The organism is Streptococcus sp. 2020WUSS084 (assembly GCF_044427445.1).
Taxonomy (GTDB): Bacteria; Bacillota; Bacilli; order Lactobacillales; family Streptococcaceae; genus Streptococcus; species Streptococcus suis.
This window is the reverse complement of record NZ_JAOTGC010000004.1, coordinates 21,381-43,597: the sequence shown is the minus strand read 5'-3', so window position 1 is coordinate 43,597 and position 22,217 is coordinate 21,381. Positions and strand designations below refer to the sequence as shown.

Here is a 22,217-nt window from a genome sequence, read left to right as displayed (position 1 = left end):
GTTTTATATTTTTATGTAAAATCCAGTACATATTATATCAAATTTTTCTTATTAACTCAAAATTTGTTTTTATCTATACTGTGGAGTCAGAGGCGTAGAAAAAGAAAAGCCTTTATAACCAAACTAGTATAGAATTAGGAAAAAAAACTAAAAAATGGTATAATGAAAAGAACTGCAATTTGATGGAGAGGATTCATGAAACACGTTTTTATTATCGGTAGTCGTGGACTGCCAGCAAAATATGGTGGCTTTGAGACCTTTGTCCAACAATTGGTCAGTCACCAACAATCTGAAAAGATTCATTACCATGTGGCGTGCTTGTCTGATACAAGTCATCACCAACATTCGACCTACCTGGGTGCAGATTGCTTCACCATTAATCCACCAAAACTTGGACCGGCTCGTGTGATTGCTTATGATATGATGGCGATTACTTATGCCCTTAAAATCATCAAGGAACAGCAGATAGAGCGACCAATTTTCTATATTTTGGGAAATACCATAGGTGGCTTCATAGTACCTTTTGCGAAAAAGATTCACTCTGTTGGAGGTACCTTGTTTGTCAATCCAGATGGTTTGGAGTGGAAACGAGCAAAATGGGCTAAACCAGTTCAACGTTATCTAAAATTTTCTGAGAAAATGATGGTTCGTTATGCGGATTTGATTGTCGCTGACAATGAAGGTATTGAAGATTACTTGCAGTCTGAATACTCAGCTACAAATACAACTTTTATTGCCTATGGTACAGATTTAAGTCCGACTAAGTTAACAAAAGAATCTGAACAAGTTCGCCAATATTTTACAAATTGGAACATTAAAGAGAAAGAATATTTCCTGATAGTTGGTCGCTTTGTTCCAGAAAATAATTATGTAACAGCTATCAAGGAATTTATGGCCAGCAAGACAAAACGTGATTTGGTCATTATAGCCAATCATGAAGGCTCTGCTTATTTCCAACAGCTCAAAGAAGAGACAGATTTTGCATCTGATCCACGAATCAAATTTGTTGGAACAGTGTACGATCAAGAACTACTAAAGTATCTTCGACAGGAGTGTCGTGCCTATATCCATGGACATGAAGTTGGTGGAACAAATCCTGGACTACTCGAGGCCTTGGCACAAACCAATGAAAATTTGGTTTTAGGTGTTGATTTTAATAAAAAAGTTGCCCTGCAAGGTGCTCGTTATTGGAGCAAAGATGGAGGAAATTTGGCTCATTTGATTGATCAAATAGATGGACAAGCAGAATCCATTGAGCTTGGGAAAGTTGCAAAAAAACACATGCAAGAAGCCTATACATGGGAAAGAATTGCACGTGAGTACGAGGAATTATTTTTACGATGAAAGTCAATATTTTGATGTCGACCTATAATGGTCAACAGTTCTTGGCTGAGCAAATTCGTTCTATTCAAGAACAGTCATACACAGACTGGACTCTCTTCATCCGTGATGATGGTTCCAGTGACAATACAAAAGAAATCCTTAAGGATTTTGAGCATCAAGATAGTCGAATTCATATTATTGATAGTGATAAGAGTGACAATCTTGGAGTTATAAAAAGTTTTCACAAACTCGTGAACCACGATAGGGCTGACTATTATTTTTTTAGTGATCAGGATGATGTTTGGTTGCCAAATAAATTGGAACTGAGTCTAAAGGAAGCTCAAAACTATCCAGCTGATCTTCCCTTAATGGTTTATATGGATTTAAAAGTGGTCAATCAAGATTTAGAGATTATGACTGAAAGCATGGTTAAATCTCAATCTCACCATGCAAATACTGAATTAGTTCAAGAATTGACCGAAAACACGGTAACAGGTGGGGTCGCCATGATCAATCATACTCTCGCTGAAATGTGGCAAGAGACGGAAGATATACTCATGCATGATTGGTTCTTAGCCTTGCTTGCCTCAGCCTTTGGAAATTTGGTGTTTATAGATCAACCAGGGGAACTGTACCGCCAGCATTCTGATAATGTTTTAGGGGCTCGAACTCTCTCAAAACGCTTTAAAAAATGGATTCGTCCTCACATTTTATTTGCGGTTTATTGGGACTTGATTAAAAATAGTCAAAAACAAGCCCGTCATTTACTACAAATGCCTCTATCTCAGTCAAATAGAGAATTAATTGAAGCATTTGTAACCATTATGGATAAACCAATGCTTGAACGATTCAGGATTTTGAGAAAATATGGATTGAGGAAAAATAAGGCTTTCCATACATTGGTATTCACAACACTGATTGTGACAAAATTTGCATATAAGGAATAGTTATGAATTTATTAAATAAAGAAAATCAAATACTCTTGAGAGAGATGATTAAAACAGATTTTAAATTACGTTACCAAGGTTCTCTCATTGGGCATCTTTGGTCGATTTTGAAACCGATGTTACTTTTTACAATTATGTATTTAGTATTTGTTCGTTTTTTGCGCTTTGATGATGGAACTCCTCATTATGCAGTAGGGTTATTATTAGGTATGGTAACATGGAACTTTTTTACTGAAGCAACCAACATGGGAATGATGTCCATTGTTTCTCGTGGAGATTTGTTGCGTAAATTGAATTTTTCGAAAGAAATTATTGTCTTTTCTTCAGTTGCAGGAGCTGCAATTAATTACGCCATTAACTTAATGGTTGTGTTTGTATTTGCTGCTATTAACGGGGTTCCCTTTACTTGGTCCATTTTAATTATAATCCCATTGTTTTTTGAATTGGCATTACTAGCAACAGGTATAGCTTTCATTCTATCTTCTTTATTTGTAAGATTTAGAGATATTGGTCCAATTTGGGAAGTGTTCTTACAGGCTGGATTGTATGCGACACCAATTATTTATTCATTGACATTTATTTTACAGCGTGGGCAAGTAACATTTGCTAAATTGATGATGTTGAACCCTGTTGCACAAATTATTCAAGACTTGAGACATTTTATTGTTTATTCTGGGAATACTACAGTTAGTGAATTGATTGAAAATCCTGTTATTGTGGCAATTCCGTATATTCTTCCAGTCGTTGTTTACCTATTGGGTATAACTGTGTTTAGAAAAAATGCCAAAAAGTTTGCGGAGATTTTGTAATGGTAAAAAATAATAATATTGCTGTAAAAGTAGAACATGTTAGCAAGAGTTTTAAGCTTCCAACGGAGAGTAGTCAGAGTCTAAGAACTACTTTAGTCAATTTATTTAAAGGGATTAAAGGCTACGTAGAGTATAATGTTTTGCAGGATATCAGTTTTGAAGTTGAAAAAGGGGACTTTTTTGGAATTGTTGGTCGCAATGGTTCTGGTAAGTCGACACTGTTAAAAATTTTATCTCAAATATATGTTCCTGAAAGAGGAACTGTAGCTGTGGATGGTAAATTAGTTTCTTTTATTGAACTTGGTGTTGGTTTTAATCCTGAGCTAACTGGTAAGGAAAATGTATACCTAAATGGTGCGATGTTAGGATTCACTGCAGAAGAAATTGATGCAATGTATGATGATATTGTTGAATTTGCGGAATTGAGTGAATTCATGAATCAAAAGCTGAAAAATTATTCTAGTGGTATGCAGGTACGTTTAGCCTTTTCAGTTGCCATTAAAGCTCAGGGAGATATTCTGATACTTGATGAGGTTCTAGCAGTCGGTGATGAGGCCTTTCAGCGTAAATGTAATGATTACTTCCTAGAGCGTAAAAAAAGTGGAAAAACAACCATTCTTGTCACCCATGATATGGGAGCTGTGAAAAAGTATTGTAATAAAGCTCTTCTAATAGAGAAAGGATACGTCAAGGCATTAGGAGAACCTGATGATGTAGCTAATCAATACAGTTTTGATAATGTGCTTGCCTCAATAAGCGAAGTTACAGAAAACGAAGAACCACTGCATCAGAGTGATATTGTAAAAGATTTGCAGATTAACCTAGTCTCAAAAAATCAAATTGAACCTGATGAATCAATTGAAATCGAGTTTAAATATACGGTTTTAGAAGATATTGAAACACATATTGCATTTACATTTTTAGATTTAGAACGTCATTTTGATGTATATAACGACAATTCTATGGATTTAAAAACATTTGGCAAAGGTGAGAAGTTTATCCGAGTGAAATGTAAGCTACCTTCAATTAATCAGGCTAAATTAAAAATGGCGGTGTCAGTACGAAATAGTAATAAGCAGCCGTTATTATTTGCAAAGACTTCTGACACACCAGCTATTTTTATTAGTAGGAAGTTTAGCACTGATAATATTGCAGAGGAAGACGCAGCAACCGGGTTTATTCAGAGAAATAGCCAATGGGAGCTGCTAGATTAATAAAATATAACGGAGGCAGAATGTCGCGTTTGTTGGTATATGTTCACTATAATAAATATAATGTTGTCAGTGAATATATTTATTATCAATTAAAGTCGATACGAAGTATTTATTCAGACATAGTTTTTGTTTCTAACAGCCATGTTTCAAAGGACATAGTACAATATTTACAGTCGGAACGACTGATTGATTTTTTTATCCAAAGAGATAATATTGGTTATGATTTTGCGGCATGGAAAGAAGGGCTGAATCAAGTAACATTTTATCAATATGATTCGGTAACTCTGATGAATGATACATGTTTCGGCCCCCTCTGGGACCTAGAGGATTATTATAGTCAATTTGACAGTGATGTTGATGTAGATTTTTGGGGGATGACCAATCATTTAGAGACAAAAATAGATAGTGTAGTTGTCCCGGAACATTTACAGTCATATTTTATGGTATTTAAAAAACGAATCTTGCAGAGTCAAGCATTTGTTGGTTTTTGGTCATCGGTAAGTGAGTTAACAGATATTCAAGATGTTATAAAATTATATGAGAGCCAATTGACAAAAATACTTTTATCAGAGGGTTATAGCTATAAGTGTGTATTAGATACGTCCATTTGTTGTAAAACCCTTGAAAATAGCAACATTACACTAGAATATCCAGAAGTTATTCTTAAAAATAATGTTCCATTCATAAAAATAAAGAGTTTTACCGAATATCCAGACAGAATATACTCTTTATTACATCTTATTAGGATGAAAACGAAATATCCAGTTGAATTAATCGAGAGGCATTTGAGGCAGATAATCATTCCGGGTACGAGTTTTATTCCTCAAATACGGGTTTCGCAAACGACAGAGACCGTTCGTTCTTCGACGTCGGTACTTCTTCATGTTCACATAGAATCAGTGTCTATTTTTGAAGAGTATATTGAAGAGTTATGCAAAATAGCCGATAGGTGCCAGTTACTAATAACATTGCCAGAAGCTGATTTTTCAAATAAGTGTAGTATAGTTGAGAGATGTTTATTCACCTACCAATTGAGAGCACAGATTGTAAAAGTCACAGATGAATTACAATTTTTTGAAATAGTAAACAACTATATGGGAGATGCCCAATATGTTGCTCATATAACTGTCAAACAAACAAAGGAAATAAAATATTCTGTAGAGGATATTATTGACAGGTATCAGTTGAGGAAAATGTTTTTTACATCATTTGATGCAGTGATTTCTAATTTTGAATCACAATCTAATTTGGCTGTAGTTATTCCAGACTTAACAACCAATCAAAGATATGATAGACAAAGTCTTCGAGAGGGCAATCCAGAACTTATTCGTCAATTGAATATACTTTATGAATCACTTGTGAGAACTAAGAAAGTTGATTTTTATAAAGTGCCTTATATAATTGGAGAAGAAGTAAGTTGGTATTGGATAAAAACAGAACACTATAAAAAGATTGAGGAGAAATTTAGAAACATTGATTTTTCAAAAGAAGATAGATTATTGCTAGTTCCAATATTATTTATTTATAGCGCGTGGGATTTATCAAATGATTATGCAGTGGTCGAGAATACTGAAAATGTGAGTCCAATATTAGAAAAGATTAGTTTTTCCAGCGAAAGGGAATTGCGTTTAATTATTGAAGAAAAGGAATTTCTACAAATTGGACTGAGAAGGACACTAAAGATAATATCTGTTGGGATTGTAAGTGTTTTTAAGATGATAAAGAAATCTCTATTAAAAAATTAGGGATAACGGATGACAAACAAGGGGAAGATAGTGTGAAGAGCAGAATAGTATCACCAAAAACAATATTTATTTGGAATTTATTAGGAAGTATTTCTTCAGCAGCAATATCAATATTTTTATTGTTACTAGTAACACGTTTGTTGACGGAATTAGAGGCTGATATTTTTAGTTTTGCTTATGCAGTAGCAAATCTTTTTGTAATCATTGCTAGTTTTCAGGTAAGAGATTATCAAGCTACTGATGTTTCGAAAAAGTTTTCGTTTAGCCAGTATCTTGCAACAAGGCTTATAACAATCACTATTATGCTATTACTTGCCTTAAGCTATATTTTTCTGTCTAAATATGAATTTCAAAAATCTGCTTGTATTTTCCTAATATGTTTGTATCGTGGAAGTGATGCTCTATCGGATGTTTTTCAAGGATTGTTCCAACAAAATGCTCGGCTAGATATTGCAGGTAAATCACTTTTTTTGAGAAACTCTATTGTGATTTTGACATTTGGATTTGGTTTGTTTATAACCAATAACCTGCTACTCTCATTAATCTATCTAGTAATTAGCTCATATTTATTTGTTTTCTTTTTTGATGTTCCGAATTTGTTTCAATTTACGAGGGTTATCAAAGAAGAAATTAATTGGAAAGCCATTAAAAATATATTATTAGAATGCTTGCCGTTATTTATTAATGCATTTTTACTTGTTACTATCTATAATCAACCTAAATATGCTCTCAATACTTTTTTTGAGAGAGGTGTTATAGGAACAGGTGTTCAAAGAGATTTTAATATTTTATTTATGCCTGTTTTTTCAATGAATATTTTGTTGATTTTGTTTAGACCCATGATAACTCAGTTGGCTATATATAGAAGAGCTGGGGACTATAATCAATTTAAACAATATCAGAAGCGTATCGTTAAAATGGTTGTCGGATTGGCTGTGTTAGTTTTGGTTGGGGGAATAGTATTGGGGATTCCAGCATTAAATATTCTCTACGGAACGAATCTTAATAAATATTGGCTCAGCTTTATTATAACAATGCTTGGGGGAATTGCGAGTACCTTTGCAACCATTTGTGATAACATGCTTACTGTTTTGAGGAAGCAAAAGTATCTCGTAATTTCATTTGCAATTTCTTGTTTATTATCCATATTGATTTCTAATCCACTGGTAGAATATTATGGAATATTGGGGGCAGCTATTGCTTTTGTTAGTTCGATGTGGACTTGGTTTTTAATTTCTTTAGTAATATATCTAAAATTGCAAAAACATTTGAATTGGGAAGTACAAGAATGAAGATAGAAAAATTATTTTTAAGGTTAGCAATCCCCTTTTTGTTAATTTCAATATTTGTTATGCCTGTGACAAAGGTTCCTGATGAAGCAACACATGCTTTTATGTCGTGGAATATATTATTTGATTCTCTGACAAGTAGAGATACTGAGGCAATGAATGAATTACGGGCAGCAGATTTTGCGTATTCAGAACCGGAGATTCATGCAGTTGATTCTACAGAATATTCAAGCCTTTTTACCAAAATTCGTGATTTTTCAAAGGACAAATTATCTATCGATTTTTCTCTGAAATCGTTAATGAGTACACCTCAGCTAATTGGTCTAGTTATAGGTAAATTGATTTATCCGTCATATGGTATGATGGTCACTATAGGGCGCCTTTTTAATACAATAGTCTATATTATAGGTGTCTACTATTTGATAAAAAAAATAAAGTATGGGAAGATGACCCTGTTTTTTGTCTCACTTTTACCTATGATGATTCAGCAGGCTGGCTCACTGTCTTATGATGTGGTGAACTATCTGGCTGTTGTTGCATTTTTTGTTTTTTATGTTAACTTATTGGTAGACAAGGTACTGACCACCAGGAAATTTATCAACTTAATATTACTATCCTTGCTACTATATTTAACAAAAGCAAATAATATTTTACTTTTAGCACTATTGTTTTTTGTTGATTTTGAATTTGAAGGTATCTTATCTAAGTTTAATTCGATTTTAAAATGGATTCAAAAGAGAAGATTACCAATTCTTATTTTAGGGTTTGGACTAGTTTTACTTGTTAGCTATCTATTCCTACATAACAGAGGTGGTGTCGTGCACTTTGTGAAAGTGATGATAAACAGTTTATTTATCAATAATAGAAATGATCATCTTAATGGTATTTTAACGGTTGGTATTTTTGGTTATTTTGGCTGGTTTGTCACTCAATTACCTCTCTGGTTAATTTTCATAGATATTTTCATTTTTACGTTATTATTGTTTAATGATGGAAATTTAAAGATAAGTAAAACAGAAGGTCTTGCTTCGTTATTTGTACTCCCTGTTCAGGTAGCTATCATTGTAGCGGGCATGTATTTTGCATGGACACCGACAGCTATTGGACCAAATGCAATGATTTCTCAAGGGGCACAAGGAAGATACTTTACTCCATTTTTAGTCTATCTATTTCCGGCATGTTTAATGTTAAAAGAGCAGGTAAGCGTATCGGTAAAACAGAAGTATTTGACACGGTTGATCACTGGCACAGTAGTCATTAACTTTATCATGTATCTATTTTTGATAGTGGATTATTATTGGTTGTAAGAAGATAGTGGAAGAGGGAAACGTGAATATATTATTTACATTGAATGATGCTTTTGTTCCGCAAGTAGCGGCTTGTATGGGCTCAATCATGCGAACATTAAACGAAGACGATACATGCCATTTTTATCTTTTCTCAGATGGTATAAGTCAACAGAATAAAGAAAAACTTCATCAATTTGTTACCGACGGAGGAAATAAATTGACAATCGTTGAATTGGAAAACTTGGAATCATATTTTGATTTTGAAGTTGACACAAATGGTTGGGCTTCGGTTGTACTTGCAAGATTACTTGTAGATAAATTACTACCCAAAGAAGTTGATAGAATCATTTATTTAGATGGAGATACTTTAGTTTTAGAGAATATTCGGGAGCTATGGGAAGTAGATTTGGAGGGGAAAGTCCTTGGAATGTGCCCAGAACCGACAGCTTCGTCTGAGAGAAGAGAAGGCTTAAATTTGGGTACGTATACATATCATAATGCGGGAGTTCTTCTAATCGATTTGAAACGGTGGCGTTCAAAAAGTATAGGAACAATTATTTTTGATTATTATAAAGAAAAAAACGGAGAGCTTTTTGCTAATGATCAAGATGCACTGAATGGAGCGTTGAAAGAAGAGATAAAAACACTCTCAATCACTTATAATTATTTTAATATTTTTGATGTTTATCCATATCGTACATTGGAAAAATTAAGTAGGCCTTCAACGTTTATTTCAAAAGAAGAATTTGTAAAAATTCGTAAGCAACCACGTATTGTTCATTTTTTAGGCGAAGAACGTCCATGGAGAATCGGAAATAAACATCGATTTAGAGAGGACTATGTTTCTGCATTAAATCAGACGCCATGGAGAGGTACTCAATTTGAGAGTGGTTGGCAGCTTTACTTTTTCTGCTTTAATCTTTTTAACATGGTTATGAAGCCTTTTCCTATGTTGCGCTATAAAATTATTACAGTCTTAATTCCTGTATTCATGAAATATAGGAAAATTAGATTACAAAAAGGAGTCTAGGTGTGAAGTTTTCCGTTATTATCCCAGCGTACAATGTTGCTGATTATCTGGAAGAATGTGTGTATAGTGTACTGAATCAGACTTATGAAGAATTTGAAATATTGTTGGTAGATGACGGTTCTACAGATGGTAAAACCTCCAATATATGCGATAAATTAGCAGCTAAAGATGATAGGGTGAAGGTATTTCATCAGTCTAATGGGGGATTATCTGCAGCCAGAAATACAGGGATAAAGAACGCTAGTGGTGACTATATTTTATTTTTAGATGGAGATGATTTTTGGACCGATATATGCTTTTTAGATGAAATTAATAGAGAAATAATTTCACATGACGAAGTTATTGATGCAGTTATCTATCCATTTTCCTACTTTTACGGTAAGGATGATGTAGCAGTTCGAAATTTTTCTAAAAAATTACCGTTTCATCAGGTTATTACAGATACGCGCTTACTCGTTGAAACAGGAGCCCTAATCACCCCTGCTTGGAATAAGTGTGTCAGAAGAGATAAATTTACCTCTGCTCTTAATTTCTTGAGTGGATATCTATATGAAGATGGTATTTGGTGTGCAAATCTCTTGAAAGAGTTGAATGTATTTATTGTTGTAAATAATACACAATGCATGTATCGTCAGAACCGACAAGGAAGTATTACAAATAATGTCACGCTTCGACATGTAGAACATGCCTTTAGAGGAATTGAAGAAAATTTAAAGAATTTTAAACAACTATCGAATGAGAAACAAGAAGCACTTTTGATTTATTTATCAAATTCTTATATTTCCATCTTGCCATTTGTATTTCCATATCTGAATAATTCTGATATAAAAATGTTTGTGAAAAAATTTAGATATTTGCTAAAATATTCACATAGGGTAGAACTTGTTTCGTTTAGAATCTCAGGTTTAATGACCAGAGTTCTGGGGATATATGTATCAACATTTATTCAAAACAAACTTTTGAAAATTTATAAAAGTAGATAATAATAGAAAGTGACTGGTAACACTGTGAAAAGGTGGATTAGAAATTTCACAACGCGATTATTTATCTTATCAGGTAAATATAAGCTATTGTTTTATATATTAGAGCTTACCAAAAATATTGCAAAGTTTTTCTGGAGCATTCCAAAATATATAAAGCGAACTCTACTAGCTTTGCAACGTGATAAGCAACGTAGAAATAATTATTCAGATATCAAAAATCGTTACTTGATTTACACAATTTATGAACAACACTCGTCTTTACAGGACTATAAAGTAATTTTTTTAGAGGCGTTGGCTAAAATTTCTCGAGATGTTTTAATTGTTGTAAATGGTAAACTTCCACAGGCTGATATAAATCGTTTAGCACAATATGGTAAGGTTTTGGAAAGAGAAAATGAGGGGTATGACGTTGCGGCTTTCCGACATGGGATAATGCATACTGGAAAAGAGGCGTTACAACAATATAATCAGCTCATCTTGGTTAATGATACGAATATTGGTCCTTTTAGAGATTTGGAAGAGGTTTTCTCTGAGTTTAATTCCAATCAGCTAGACTTTTGGGGAATTTCTATGGGTGAGGAGCAGCTAGACTTTACAGGTTATAACCCTTATGGTAAAATTCCTAAGCACTTACAATCATATTTTGTTGTTGTTGAAAATAGCTTGCTTAGGTATGAAGGATTTTATGATTATTGGGAAAAGCTCTCTGATACGGATTCTCGTAATAAGGCAATTGGAAAACATGAAACTGTGTTTGCAAAATATTTTTATGATCGAGGCTTTAAGTATGATGCATTGATTAAAGACACGAAAGATAGTGCATTGTATATTCATCCGCTTAAATTATTAAAGCAAGGTTGTCCATTAGTTAAGTACTCGGCCTTTAGAAATTATGACAGAGAACAATATTTTTGGCATGGTTTAGAAAGAGAATCTGAGATTCCGGATTTGATGGAGTATATTGCTAAGGAAACAGATTATCCGATTGAAGTGGTGTCTTCTATATTAGAAGATTTTAAAACTAGAGAAAATCAATCTTATATTTTGATTATTGATGGTGTCGAAAATATTATTCCACAATGTACACGTTATCGTGTGTTAAATAAGGCTGAGCAATTGCGAGAACTTGGTTATACAGTTCGAGTGATAAATAATTCTCTTGTACAACTTCAGGATGCACAGTTTGCTAGTCATATTATTATTTATCGTGCTCCATTCAATGATATGCTGAAAGAAATATGTAGGGCGGCACACATAAAGAACAGACCTGTTTATTTTGATATTGATGATTTGGTTTTTGATACAAAATTTACAGATGAACTTGAATTTACCCAAGGCTTGAGCAAGAGAGAAAAAAAAGGCTATGATACAAGTGTCTTAGCTTACAAAAAAATGCTTTCTCTCTGCGATTATGCTATCACATCGACTTCGAAATTGAAAGACGAGCTTGAACAATATAAAAACAAGGTTATCTTGAATCGCAACGTCATGTCTAAAGAATTAGTTGAGCGTAGTTTACAAGTTAAGAAAAATTCGAACGACAATAAAGTTAAAATAGGATATTTCTCAGGATCAATTACACACAACGAAAATTTTGATTTAATTAGTCAAGCATTGCTACATCTGCTTCAAAAGTACCCGCAAGTGGAATTACATATAGTAGGATATTTAGACATTCCTAAACCATTCCAAAAATTCAAAAAACAGATTGTGAGTCATGAGTATGTTGATTGGAGAAAGCTTCCAAATTTAATTTCACAAGTTGATATTAACTTGGCGCCGCTTGTAACCACAACCTTTAATGAAGCAAAGTCGGAAATTAAATGGATAGAAGCGGCAGCAGTTAAAGTTGTGACAGTTGCAAGTAATCTTGGAGCATTTGAAGAAATGATTCAAGATGGAGTGACTGGAGTTCTAGCAGATGATAACGAATGGGAAAGTAAATTGGAGAGATTGATTCTTGAACAAGACCTGAGAGAACAAATAGCAGAAAATGCTTTTGAATTTGTAATGAATCATTGCACTACAGCAAATAGAATTAATGATTTTTTGAAAGAAGAGTTAGTCTAATGAAACGTATTTTGTTTATTTCTCCTACTACTAGTATGGATAATGGTGCGGAGAAGTCTATTTATTATCTAATGAAGTACCTTATTCAACTGGGACACACAGTTATAAATGTTACTCATGCAATAGGAGGGGAACCACAAGATAAGCATGAGCAACTTTATAAAATGATAGGGGTTAAGAATTACTATTTGCCAACTGTCAAGTGGTGGTGGCCGGATGCACCAGGTGGAGAAATCCTTAATAGAGAAGAGGCTACAAGCTACTATCGCCAGAATGTTCAAGACATAGCTGAAATTATTGAGCAAAATGAGATAGACTTGGTTATTTCAAATACTGTTAATGTTTTTCAGGGAGCAATTGCTGCCTCATGTCAAAAGGTTCCCCATTTTTGGCTAATTCATGAATTCCCTAAAAATGAATTTGCTTATTATGCTGATAAAATTGACTTCATAGAAGAGTATTCTTCAGAATTATTTAGTGTGACTGGAGAGTTAAATAATTTTTTAACACCACTATTTAATAAGAGAGTCCATCCGTTTATTTCTTATACTGAGCAAGAAACAAAAGATTTAAAAAAAGGCAACCAAGTTAGAATTGTTTCTGTTGGTCGATTAACAGAAGGAAAAAATCAATTAGAACTTATAAAAGCATATAAGACACTAAATAGATTAGATATTGAATTGGTTTTTATTGGAGGATGGGATAGTAAATACAAAGCTATTTGTGATGAATATATCCATGAAAATAAATTACAGAAAAATGTTAAATTTTTAGGTAACTTGGATAATCCTTGGGAAGAAGTCACTGATAGAGATATCTGTGTTTTCCCCTCATCTATGGAAACTTTTGGCTTAGTCTATGTTGAAGCAATCTTAAGAGGGCTTCCGGTAATTCTATCAGATAATTTAGGACATTTGACGGCATTTGAAATATTCTCAGCAGGTCAAATTTATAAATTGGGCGATATAGAAGAGTTGGTGACTAAGTTAGAGCAAGTGATTGAATCCTTTAGAAATTTTTCAGATAGGGCTCGGCTTGATGTGGAACGTTTACGTACTCTATATACACCGGAAGTTGCCTATAAAGAAATACTGGACGGCATCAATCACTTAGAATATACTGGACACCAAAATACAAATTTAAGTCACATAAAAGAGTTACTGACTTTAAATATGCGTCCAACAAGATTGGAGCGTTATGCAAGATTGATTAGCAATATGGCGACAAAAATCAGACATAAACTTCGACTTTGATGGACAATAGGATATCTATGTTAAAATATGTATTATTATAGTTTCTTCAAATGAGTAAGTAGAATCTAAAAAGTTATATAGAATTCTAGTTTTAGAGAGAAAAAATGAAAGTATTAATGATTATCCCTGCCTACAATGAAGAAGAAAGTATCCTTCAAACTGTTCAGGGAATTATAGATTATAGAAATAGTGTGAATTTCCAATTGGATTATGTTGTCATTAATGATGGCTCAACAGATCACACGAAAGAAATTTTGATTCAAAATAAATTAAATGCTGTTCACCTAGTACAAAATTTAGGTATTGGTGGAGCTGTTCAGACGGGATATAAATATGCCTTGGACAATGACTATGACGTAGCAGTTCAATTTGATGGTGATGGCCAGCATGACATTCGTTCATTAAATAGCTTAATTCAGCCAATCTTAGTTGGTCAGGCTGATATGGTGATTGGCTCACGCTTTGTTGGTGATACTTTGTCGGAATTTCAAACTAGCTTTATGAGACGTTTTGGAATAGGTGTTATTTCAAATATGATTAAATTAACAACTGGAAACCGAATTTGGGATACTACATCAGGTTATCGTTTGGGAAATAGAAAAGTGATTGCACAATTTGCAAAACGATACCCAATTAAATATCCGGAACCGGAATCAACTGTTCATTTACTAAAGCAAAATTTCCAAGTAGTAGAAGCTCCGGCGAATATGTTTGAAAGAGCGGGAGGGGTTTCATCCATAACACCTCTAAAATCGATTCGTTATATGGTTGAGGTTTGTTCATCAATCTTGATTGCATCATTAATGAAGGAGGGAGAATAATGACCATACAAGCATTAGCTATGTTTCTTGCCTCACTAGGTTTTTTGTATTTTATTTTTAGGAATATTAATAAAAATAAGATCTTATTCGAACATGCCTTTATGTGGATTGTTATTGGCTTCGGACTGATTGTTTTTGCGCTCTTTGATGTTATTCCTATTAAATTGGCTTACTTATTCGGGTTTGGTCTGACTTCCAATTTCTTGTTATCTGTGGCAATTTTTGTTCTCTTGGTGATTGGATTTTTGCATAGTATGGCTTTATCTCAACAAAAGCAGCAGATTAAAAATTTAATTCAAGAAGTATCAATGGCTAAAAAAAGAATCTCTGAGTTGGAGGAGCATCATGCAGAATAACCATACATTTGTTATCTGTGCTTATGGAGATAGTAAGTATCTAGAAGAATGCATCCATTCGTTAAAGCAGCAAACACTTCAATCACAACTTATCCTATACACTAGTACTCCGAGTGAATATATAGAACAAATTTGTCAAAAGAATGCAATCGTAATGCGTACCGCACAAGGAGGAGGTATTGGAAAAGATTGGAATTTGGCACTCTCTTTTGTAACAACCCCTTATGCTACAATTGCTCATCAAGATGATATTTATTTACCAGACTATTGTGAAAAAATAATGTCTCAGATGACAGAGGAAACGTTGATTGCTTATTCAGATTACCAGGAAGTTAAGGAAGGTGTGGCTATTCCCTTAACTTCAAATTTGAAAATCAAGCAACTCATGTTACGGACAATGGCCATGTTTCCCAAATGGAAGTTTTGGCGGAATAGGGTTTTAGCCTTTGGTAATCCAATTTCTTGTCCAGCTGTGACCTATAATTTGAAGAAACTGAATGATTTCAAGTTTAATGAAGAAATGAAAGTTTCTCTTGATTGGTTTGCTTGGTATCAGATTGCACAAAAAAATGGGAGCTTTACCTTTGTAGATGAAAGTTTGATGTATCATCGTATCCATGAGGAATCTGAGACGACAAATAGCATTGAAAACAATATTCGTACACAAGAAGACTATGAAATGTATTTGTTGTTCTGGCCAGAGTTTATTGCCAAATTTCTCTTGAGTTACTATGTTAAGAGTCAAGAGACGAATAATTAAAATATTTTAGTTACCAATCATTGTATTCCCATCAATTCCTACTCAAAATATTTCAAAAACATTTCAGAAATTTTACAAAACATTCAACATTGTCATGTAAATGTAATAAAAAATTTCAAAAGATAGAGGTTTTCATAGGAAAATCTCTTTTTTTGTGCTAGAATAATAGATGGAGGTCCGATATGATCAAAATTTTTGGTAAAATTCGTTACCATTGGCAACCGGATTTATCATGGGCCATCATATACTGGTCACTTACCTTCACACCTATTTTTATTGGTATGGCACTTTTATTGGAGAAGTTGCAAGTTTCAAGATTATTTATTCTACTTGTCTCACTCTTTGCTGTATTAGTAGTGCTCGGCTTACATCGCTATTTCGAGATAAAAGATGAGCATTTACGGATTGCTTCGGCTAATCCTTTTGCAGTGCAGAAAATTGAAATTGCTACCATAGAAAAAATTGAAGTTTCTTATCTAGCCATTCGCATATTTTCACAAGAATTTCCCAATGGGCAGGTGTATCACATGCGTAAATGGACAAAAAAATACTTTATTAACCATTTAGCTATTCATAGTTGCTTCAAGGGTAAAATTGAATTAATAGACCATTTAATAAAACAGGATTATTTTGAAGAGTATTATACAAAAAAAGCCAAATCAATCCGCTGAAATGGCTTTTGTAGGACATGATTTGATGGCTTTAAGAATATCTGGATTGGGTTCAATCGTTTTCTCAAATTGTGATTCGTCTGAAAAAACAACGATACCGTCGTCATCATAATCGAATAGAGATGAGTAGGTTTGGCAGAGCCCGCAAGCAATGCACCGTTCAGGAATAAGTTTTACTTTCATATTAGTATTGTAATCATATTTTAATAAAAATACAAGGAGTTTTCTCAATAATGTCACAAGAGCCATGGAATGAAGAAGTTTACCACACAGAAACAACTAGTCGTAAAGAACGTCTGAGTAAGGGGGTAGCGGATACAACAGTATTTACAGTTTTGGCAATTATTTTCTTTGTTATCGTACTGATTATTGGAATTATGGCTGTCTATCTCTCAATCGGTGGCGGTAGTAAAACAGATTCAACAAAAGAATTTTATACCCCAAGCACTACAACAGTCGTAGCAGAGAGCTCTTCATCGGCTGCTGAGACACAAGAATCTACTTCGACTGACACGACAGAAACAGAAACAAGTTCTAGCCCAGCGGAAGCAACGGATGGCTCTACCCTTACTGTTCAAGCAGGTGAAGGTGTAGGACAACTGGCTGCTCGTGGTGGGATTTCAATTGCAGAGCTAGAGCGTTTGAATCCAGAGAAAATGACTACAGGGTCTTGGATTGCGCATCCTGGGGATGTAGTTCGTATTAGATAAAGAGGAGTTATGAAATCAATTCAAATTGCAATTGACGGTCCAGCTTCAAGTGGAAAGTCAACGGTTGCTAAAATTATTGCTAAAAATTTGGGATATACTTACTTAGATACAGGAGCTATGTATCGCTCGGCTACCTATCTAGCCTTGACAAACGGTGTAGAGGCCACAGATCAAAAACGAATTGTGGACTTGCTTGCCCAGTATCCCATTCGATTTGGGCGTGATGAAAACGGTCAGCAACTTGTTTTTGTCGGTGATGAAGATGTTACTTTGCCTATTCGAGATAATCAAGTAACAAATAATGTATCAGCGGTAGCAGCGCTTCCTCTAGTACGGGAAGAATTGGTCCGCCTGCAACAGGACATTGCGCAAGCTGGTGGGATTGTTATGGATGGTCGTGATATTGGAACAGTTGTTTTACCACAGGCAGAACTCAAAATATTCCTTATTGCCTCTGTTGAAGAGCGTGCCCTCCGTCGATTTAAGGAAAATACGGAACGTGGCATTGAGACCGACTTGGAATCTCTAAAGCAGGAAATTGCGGCTCGTGACTATAAAGATTCCCATCGAGAAGTTTCTCCTTTAAAGGCAGCAGATGACGCCATTACCTTTGATACAACAGGAGTATCCATCGAAGGTGTAGTGAAATTTATTTCCGAAAAAGCGAAAGAAATTCTTGACAAGTAGTTTTAGACATGTTAGAATAGTCGTATTGAGAAAAGCAGAAGTGAGAGCTTCTCGCCTTGCGACTAACGTTGTCTGGCTCTACGGATTAAGATTTCTTCGGAAAGAATAATGGTGTAGTGCGGACTTGTTTAGCAAGTCCGTTTCGTTTTTCTCGAAAAATATAAAATGAGGTGAAAAGCCATAGCAAAGCAAGATTTGTTCATCAATGATGAAATTCGAGTGCGTGAAGTTCGTCTTATCGGTCTTGAGGGTGAACAGTTGGGAATCAAACCGCTCAATGAGGCTCAGGCCATTGCTGATAGCGCCAACGTGGATTTAGTATTGATTCAACCACAAGCTAAACCACCAGTAGCGAAAATTATGGACTACGGTAAGTTCAAATTTGAATATCAGAAGAAACAGAAAGAACAACGCAAAAAACAAAGTGTTGTCACTGTAAAAGAAGTGCGTCTAAGTCCAGTTATTGATAAAGGGGACTTCGAGACAAAACTTCGTCATGCCCGTAAATTCCTTGAAAAAGGAAATAAGGTTAAGGTTTCGATCCGTTTCAAGGGTCGTATGATTACCCACAAAGAAGTTGGAGCGAAAGTATTAGCTGAGTTCGCTGAAGCAACCCAAGATATTGCCATTATCGAACAACGCGCTAAGATGGACGGACGTCAAATGTTTATGCAATTGGCCCCAGCTTCAGATAAAAAATAAGCTTTTTAAGCAAAAGGAGAATTAACATGCCAAAACAAAAAACTCACCGCGCATCAGCTAAACGTTTCAAACGTACAGGTTCTGGTGGATTGAAACGCTTCCGCGCTTATACTTCACACCGTTTCCACGGTAAAACTAAAAAACAACGTCGTCACCTTCGTAAAGCAGGTATGGTACATTCAGGTGACTTCAAGCGTATCAAGTCAATGCTTACTCAAATGCGCTAAGCACTGATATAGCACTACTTATTATTTGAATTATTTGGAGGAAAATTAAATGGCACGTGTTAAAGGTGGCGTTGTTTCTCGTAAACGCCGTAAACGTATTTTAAAATTAGCTAAAGGTTACTACGGAGCTAAACATCTCTTGTTCCGCACTGCGAAAGAACAAGTCATGAACTCTTACTACTATGCATACCGTGACCGCCGTCAGAAAAAACGTGATTTCCGTAAATTGTGGATCACTCGTATCAATGCGGCTGCTCGTATGAACGGTTTGTCATACTCACAATTGATGCACGGTTTGAAATTGGCCGAAATCGAAGTAAACCGCAAAATGCTTGCTGACTTGGCAGTGAACGATGCAGCAGCTTTCACAGCTCTTGCAGATGCTGCTAAAGCAAAACTTGCTAAATAAGTATAAAAATGTAAAGAACTTGGTAGTGATGAACCAGGTTCTTTATTTTTGGAAAGTAGCTCACTACTTGCTAAATTTCGATATGAGTGATATACTTAACTAGTAAATAAATCGACGGTTTTAACTTTATCGTCATTTAGTTTTTCTTTTGTTACTTCATCAACTCGCCTTGCCTAACTTCAGTTATGCCTGCGGCTGTTGACACAAACTTCGTTTGTTTCATTTCCGCCCTTCAAAGATTCCCCGAACCTTTGAAGCTAGTAATAAAAGTAAACTAAAAGACTATAATAAGTGGATGTGGTGATGCTATTTTACAATAGTTGATTACATTTATCATGTCGGTAATATAATAATGGTAAATAAGGAGAGAAACATAGATATGAAACAAGGTAAGACTTTGCTTTATGTAGCAGGAGTATCGCTTATTTGTGCTGTAGCATTGGTTACTTATCAAGCGTCTAACTATAGAGAGCAATCGAACCATCAAAAAACAACAAGCATAGAAACATCGCAATCAAAGCAATCAAAAGAGATTCCTTCAGATTCGAAAAAGGAAGTTCCAGGGATTGATAAGGCGACGGATGATGGTTTTTTACTCACTGATGAGTCACAAATTGAGGAAAAAACTGATTTAGGAATTATTGTCAATCATGGCGATCATAAGCACTTTTTCTTTTATTCAGATTTAAAGAATACAAAATGGGCTTATTTAATTCCTGAAAACTATCAAGAAAAAAATCATTCTTCTCAACCTAAGAGAAGTCAATTATCGTCAGGCTCGAAACAGATCGAAGATGAATACGTTTTTGATCCTAAAGATATTGTCGCAGAGGATGCCAATGGCTATACTGTTCGGCATGGGGATCATTATCACTATATTTTAAAATCAAGCTTAGGTGGCACGACACACAGACAATTGACCTCTGATAGTCGTCAATCGCCAACTCTTCCTATCGTTCACCAACAGGAAGGGATTCCGGGGATTGATTTTCAAACGAGTGACGGTTTCTTGTTTGATGGGCAAAATATCAGCGGTGTAACGGAAACCGGGATTCTAGTAAGGCATGGGAAACATTTGCATCTTATTCATTTTGAAACATTGAAAAGGAGTAAATGGTCTTATCTTGTGAATCAGTATAAACCAAATGTTGAATCGGATAAGAAGGCACAACCTGAGGTAGAAAATACTGAGTATCAAACCAAATTGGACTACTTAGCAAAAGAACTGAATTTAGAGCCATCACGTTTTAAGAAAGTCATCGTTGACGGTCAAATTGGATTAGAGTATCCGCATGGAGATCACACACATATTGTTTTATTAAAGGAAATTGATACAACGAAGCCGTTTGAAAGTCCGGAAGATCGTATTCTTAAACAAAAGGATGGAGAAACTCTTGAACAGAGAAAAGAACGTCTCATTAAACAGTACATGGAGCGTTTTAAAGTAAAACGTGAGGACATTACAATTGATGGGAACTATATGAGTGTACGCCATGGAGACCATGCGCACGTTTATAAAATTGATCCTAGTTTGCCAGATGATCCTGAGCGTGATGTTAAGACCGAAACGGTAAATCTTGCTGTTGAGAAACAATCAGTATATGGACCTTTTTATACAGAAGGTTCGACAGAAAATTTAACACGTAATGGTGTCCATCAAAAGTATCATCCGGAAGGTCTTCAGGATATTAAAAATTTCATTCTAGTAACATTCAGTACAAATAGTGATTTTGGTGATTTTGTCGTTAATGGTAAAAAAACGAAGAGAGTTTATTATTTGGTTCGTAAAGATTTAAATTGGGAGGATTTGAATATCGCCTATCCGCAGACCCTTCAACAAAAGGGACGTGTCTTTAATGGTTGGAATGCTACTTTGCCAAAGTCTGGCAAGATGGCAAGAGAACATCAAAGTTTTTATGCTGATTTTGATAATGTTTATCGTAAGCCAACCAAAAATATTTACACTCCAAGTGATGATGTTTCAAATATTGATCTATCAGACTATGTACCTGTTAAATATAGTGCGATAGCCAATGGTCGTTTAAAATTAAATGGTGAGATTCGAGCAGGGTTCATATACTTTGTGAAATCTGACTTAACTTGGAAACAAGCTAAGGAGCAGGGGCTTGTTGTACCAGAACCGGTTCCAAGCAAAGATTATGAGTTCATTGAGTTTAGGACAGTTATTACTGGTGGAGAAAAAGATACAGATTATGTTAGTGCCACAACGAGCTTGGCAGCATTTGGGACAACGGCTCCTCGTATAGGACCTTACATTGCTAATAATACGGATAATCCAACGGACATCAATGACCCAAGTAGACATCCAAATTACTATTGGCATGATCCAAAGAATTATGTAGCCCTCGCATTTCGAGCAGGTGAAGGCGGTCAACTTCAGACACATTTGGGAACTAGTAAAACAGTTGTTTACCTTGTTAGAAAAGGGTTAACACTAAACCAAGCTGGAATTTTTCCGCCATCTTTGAAGAGTGATACAGGTTATAAACGAGATTATACAAAACCTGTTATTCCAAATGTAGCATGGGATACACCTATTTTGGAAGATACTGTCTACGATATTCATTTCGATAAAGTTGAAAGTGATAGCAAAGATGGGACAGTTGAGCCAGGTGATACTTGGTTGCCTGGGAATCCATTGCCGAATACTCCAAATGTCCCTAATGGAGAAGGGAACGCAGATAGCTGGTTAAATGATTTGTTGACACCTAGTCCAGAAGCGACAGATGTAGAAACTGTAACAGAAGCTGAAATTACAACAGAAGATATAAAAGCAATTGAAAGTAGTACTGCTGCTCCCATAGATATCCCTAAAAAATCATCAACAGAGGAAGAGCCTAGTGAGGATTCTATATTTCCTTGATGGAATAGAGATGAGTGATTTGAAATAGTGGTCTAATA

The 22,217-nt window shown here is 34.9% G+C and carries 22 protein-coding genes and 1 other annotated feature; of the genes, 21 read left to right on the top strand and 1 reads right to left on the bottom strand.

Going from position 1 to position 22,217, the window contains the following annotated elements:
- Window positions 1-195: 195 nt before the first annotated feature.
- The 15 genes from cps2T (at window position 196) to ODU50_RS03395 (ending at window position 16,560) form a co-directional block, all read left to right on the top strand.
- Window positions 196-1,344 carry a beta 1-4 rhamnosyltransferase Cps2T gene (gene cps2T, locus ODU50_RS03465; RefSeq protein WP_105096051.1) on the top strand — a complete coding sequence of 383 codons (1,149 nt, stop codon included), beginning with the start codon at window positions 196-198 and terminating at the stop codon, window positions 1,342-1,344.
- The gene (locus tag ODU50_RS03460; RefSeq protein WP_105096050.1) at window positions 1,341-2,270 is read left to right on the top strand and encodes a glycosyltransferase family 2 protein; all 930 of its coding nucleotides are present in this window, start codon (window positions 1,341-1,343) and stop codon (window positions 2,268-2,270) included. Before cps2T ends, ODU50_RS03460 begins: the two co-directional genes overlap by 4 nt.
- Before the next feature lie 2 nt (window positions 2,271-2,272).
- Window positions 2,273-3,079, top strand: a complete 807-nt coding sequence (locus ODU50_RS03455; protein WP_002937101.1) for an ABC transporter permease — start codon at window positions 2,273-2,275, stop codon at window positions 3,077-3,079.
- Window positions 3,079-4,293 (top strand): ABC transporter ATP-binding protein, encoded by a 1,215-nt coding sequence (locus ODU50_RS03450; protein ID WP_029171596.1) that lies wholly within the window; start codon window positions 3,079-3,081, stop codon window positions 4,291-4,293. Before ODU50_RS03455 ends, ODU50_RS03450 begins: the two co-directional genes overlap by 1 nt.
- Window positions 4,294-4,313: 20 nt before the next feature.
- Window positions 4,314-6,038 (top strand): rhamnan synthesis F family protein, encoded by a 1,725-nt coding sequence (locus tag ODU50_RS03445; protein ID WP_024386844.1) that lies wholly within the window; start codon window positions 4,314-4,316, stop codon window positions 6,036-6,038.
- Between the two features lie 32 nt (window positions 6,039-6,070).
- Window positions 6,071-7,330 carry a polysaccharide biosynthesis C-terminal domain-containing protein gene (locus tag ODU50_RS03440; RefSeq protein ID WP_014735674.1) on the top strand — a complete coding sequence of 420 codons (1,260 nt, stop codon included), beginning with the start codon at window positions 6,071-6,073 and terminating at the stop codon, window positions 7,328-7,330.
- On the top strand, window positions 7,327-8,634 hold the full coding sequence (locus ODU50_RS03435) for a DUF2142 domain-containing protein (protein ID WP_105096049.1): 1,308 nt from the start codon (window positions 7,327-7,329) through the stop codon (window positions 8,632-8,634). Before ODU50_RS03440 ends, ODU50_RS03435 begins: the two co-directional genes overlap by 4 nt.
- Before the next feature lie 22 nt (window positions 8,635-8,656).
- The gene (locus tag ODU50_RS03430) at window positions 8,657-9,646 is read left to right on the top strand and encodes a glycosyltransferase family 8 protein (protein WP_044681993.1); all 990 of its coding nucleotides are present in this window, start codon (window positions 8,657-8,659) and stop codon (window positions 9,644-9,646) included.
- A 2-nt stretch (window positions 9,647-9,648) separates the two neighbouring features.
- Complete coding sequence (locus ODU50_RS03425; protein ID WP_024412380.1) at window positions 9,649-10,629, top strand: glycosyltransferase family 2 protein; 981 nt, start codon at window positions 9,649-9,651, stop codon at window positions 10,627-10,629.
- Window positions 10,630-10,638: 9 nt separating this feature from the next.
- The gene (locus ODU50_RS03420) at window positions 10,639-12,699 is read left to right on the top strand and encodes a rhamnan synthesis F family protein (RefSeq protein WP_105096048.1); all 2,061 of its coding nucleotides are present in this window, start codon (window positions 10,639-10,641) and stop codon (window positions 12,697-12,699) included.
- Window positions 12,699-13,952, top strand: a complete 1,254-nt coding sequence (locus ODU50_RS03415; protein ID WP_105096047.1) for a glycosyltransferase family 4 protein — start codon at window positions 12,699-12,701, stop codon at window positions 13,950-13,952. The genes ODU50_RS03420 and ODU50_RS03415 overlap by 1 nt, the downstream gene beginning before the upstream one ends.
- Window positions 13,953-14,056: 104 nt before the next feature.
- Window positions 14,057-14,773 carry a glycosyltransferase family 2 protein gene (locus ODU50_RS03410; protein ID WP_014637743.1) on the top strand — a complete coding sequence of 239 codons (717 nt, stop codon included), beginning with the start codon at window positions 14,057-14,059 and terminating at the stop codon, window positions 14,771-14,773.
- Entirely contained in the window at window positions 14,773-15,129 is a 357-nt protein-coding gene (locus ODU50_RS03405) for a DUF2304 domain-containing protein (RefSeq protein WP_002937073.1), read from the top strand. The genes ODU50_RS03410 and ODU50_RS03405 overlap by 1 nt, the downstream gene beginning before the upstream one ends.
- Window positions 15,119-15,889, top strand: a complete 771-nt coding sequence (locus tag ODU50_RS03400) for a glycosyltransferase (RefSeq protein WP_105096046.1) — start codon at window positions 15,119-15,121, stop codon at window positions 15,887-15,889. The genes ODU50_RS03405 and ODU50_RS03400 overlap by 11 nt, the downstream gene beginning before the upstream one ends.
- A 182-nt stretch (window positions 15,890-16,071) precedes the next feature.
- Complete coding sequence (locus ODU50_RS03395) at window positions 16,072-16,560, top strand: EbsA family protein (RefSeq protein ID WP_014735682.1); 489 nt, start codon at window positions 16,072-16,074, stop codon at window positions 16,558-16,560.
- On the opposite strand, the gene ODU50_RS03390 is transcribed toward ODU50_RS03395, so the two are convergent.
- Window positions 16,549-16,743 carry a ferredoxin gene (locus ODU50_RS03390; protein WP_009910133.1) on the bottom strand — a complete coding sequence of 65 codons (195 nt, stop codon included), beginning with the start codon at window positions 16,741-16,743 and terminating at the stop codon, window positions 16,549-16,551. The two genes, ODU50_RS03395 and ODU50_RS03390, sit on opposite strands and share 12 nt — an antisense overlap.
- A 50-nt stretch (window positions 16,744-16,793) precedes the next feature.
- Here ODU50_RS03390 and ODU50_RS03385 point away from each other — a divergent pair, with 50 nt between their 5' ends.
- The 6 genes from ODU50_RS03385 (at window position 16,794) to ODU50_RS03360 (ending at window position 22,179) form a co-directional block, all read left to right on the top strand.
- Window positions 16,794-17,270: an SAG1386/EF1546 family surface-associated protein gene (locus ODU50_RS03385; protein WP_002937057.1), complete on the top strand. Its 477-nt coding sequence runs from the start codon at window positions 16,794-16,796 to the stop codon at window positions 17,268-17,270.
- A gap of 9 nt (window positions 17,271-17,279) precedes the next feature.
- Complete coding sequence (gene cmk / locus ODU50_RS03380) at window positions 17,280-17,957, top strand: (d)CMP kinase (RefSeq protein WP_105096045.1); 678 nt, start codon at window positions 17,280-17,282, stop codon at window positions 17,955-17,957.
- Window positions 17,958-17,983: 26 nt separating this feature from the next.
- Window positions 17,984-18,112: a sequence feature (ribosomal protein L20 leader region), on the top strand.
- A 40-nt stretch (window positions 18,113-18,152) separates the two neighbouring features.
- On the top strand, window positions 18,153-18,659 hold the full coding sequence (gene infC / locus ODU50_RS03375; protein ID WP_002940606.1) for a translation initiation factor IF-3: 507 nt from the start codon (window positions 18,153-18,155) through the stop codon (window positions 18,657-18,659).
- 26 nt (window positions 18,660-18,685) lie between these two features.
- A complete protein-coding gene (gene rpmI, locus ODU50_RS03370) occupies window positions 18,686-18,886 on the top strand; it encodes a 50S ribosomal protein L35 (RefSeq protein WP_002940607.1) in 201 nt (66 codons plus the stop codon).
- Between the two features lie 49 nt (window positions 18,887-18,935).
- Complete coding sequence (rplT, locus tag ODU50_RS03365) at window positions 18,936-19,295, top strand: 50S ribosomal protein L20 (RefSeq protein WP_012028296.1); 360 nt, start codon at window positions 18,936-18,938, stop codon at window positions 19,293-19,295.
- 379 nt (window positions 19,296-19,674) lie between these two features.
- Window positions 19,675-22,179 (top strand): pneumococcal-type histidine triad protein, encoded by a 2,505-nt coding sequence (locus ODU50_RS03360; protein ID WP_398581316.1) that lies wholly within the window; start codon window positions 19,675-19,677, stop codon window positions 22,177-22,179.
- Window positions 22,180-22,217 lie beyond the last annotated feature (38 nt).

What these genes read in the sequence shown, in the direction of transcription:
- cps2T (WP_105096051.1), top strand. Translation starts at nt 196, where the DNA reads ATGAAACACGTTTTTATTATCGGTAGTCGTGGACTGCCAGCAAAATAT.
- ODU50_RS03460 (WP_105096050.1), top strand. Translation starts at nt 1,341, where the DNA reads ATGAAAGTCAATATTTTGATGTCGACCTATAATGGTCAACAGTTCTTG.
- ODU50_RS03455 (WP_002937101.1), top strand. Translation starts at nt 2,273, where the DNA reads ATGAATTTATTAAATAAAGAAAATCAAATACTCTTGAGAGAGATGATT.
- ODU50_RS03450 (WP_029171596.1), top strand. Translation starts at nt 3,079, where the DNA reads ATGGTAAAAAATAATAATATTGCTGTAAAAGTAGAACATGTTAGCAAG.
- ODU50_RS03445 (WP_024386844.1), top strand. Translation starts at nt 4,314, where the DNA reads ATGTCGCGTTTGTTGGTATATGTTCACTATAATAAATATAATGTTGTC.
- ODU50_RS03435 (WP_105096049.1), top strand. Translation starts at nt 7,327, where the DNA reads ATGAAGATAGAAAAATTATTTTTAAGGTTAGCAATCCCCTTTTTGTTA.
- ODU50_RS03415 (WP_105096047.1), top strand. Translation starts at nt 12,699, where the DNA reads ATGAAACGTATTTTGTTTATTTCTCCTACTACTAGTATGGATAATGGT.
- ODU50_RS03410 (WP_014637743.1), top strand. Translation starts at nt 14,057, where the DNA reads ATGAAAGTATTAATGATTATCCCTGCCTACAATGAAGAAGAAAGTATC.
- ODU50_RS03405 (WP_002937073.1), top strand. Translation starts at nt 14,773, where the DNA reads ATGACCATACAAGCATTAGCTATGTTTCTTGCCTCACTAGGTTTTTTG.
- ODU50_RS03400 (WP_105096046.1), top strand. Translation starts at nt 15,119, where the DNA reads ATGCAGAATAACCATACATTTGTTATCTGTGCTTATGGAGATAGTAAG.
- ODU50_RS03395 (WP_014735682.1), top strand. Translation starts at nt 16,072, where the DNA reads ATGATCAAAATTTTTGGTAAAATTCGTTACCATTGGCAACCGGATTTA.
- ODU50_RS03390 (WP_009910133.1), bottom strand. Translation starts at nt 16,743, where the DNA reads ATGAAAGTAAAACTTATTCCTGAACGGTGCATTGCTTGCGGGCTCTGC.
- ODU50_RS03385 (WP_002937057.1), top strand. Translation starts at nt 16,794, where the DNA reads ATGTCACAAGAGCCATGGAATGAAGAAGTTTACCACACAGAAACAACT.
- cmk (WP_105096045.1), top strand. Translation starts at nt 17,280, where the DNA reads ATGAAATCAATTCAAATTGCAATTGACGGTCCAGCTTCAAGTGGAAAG.
- rpmI (WP_002940607.1), top strand. Translation starts at nt 18,686, where the DNA reads ATGCCAAAACAAAAAACTCACCGCGCATCAGCTAAACGTTTCAAACGT.
- rplT (WP_012028296.1), top strand. Translation starts at nt 18,936, where the DNA reads ATGGCACGTGTTAAAGGTGGCGTTGTTTCTCGTAAACGCCGTAAACGT.
- ODU50_RS03360 (WP_398581316.1), top strand. Translation starts at nt 19,675, where the DNA reads ATGAAACAAGGTAAGACTTTGCTTTATGTAGCAGGAGTATCGCTTATT.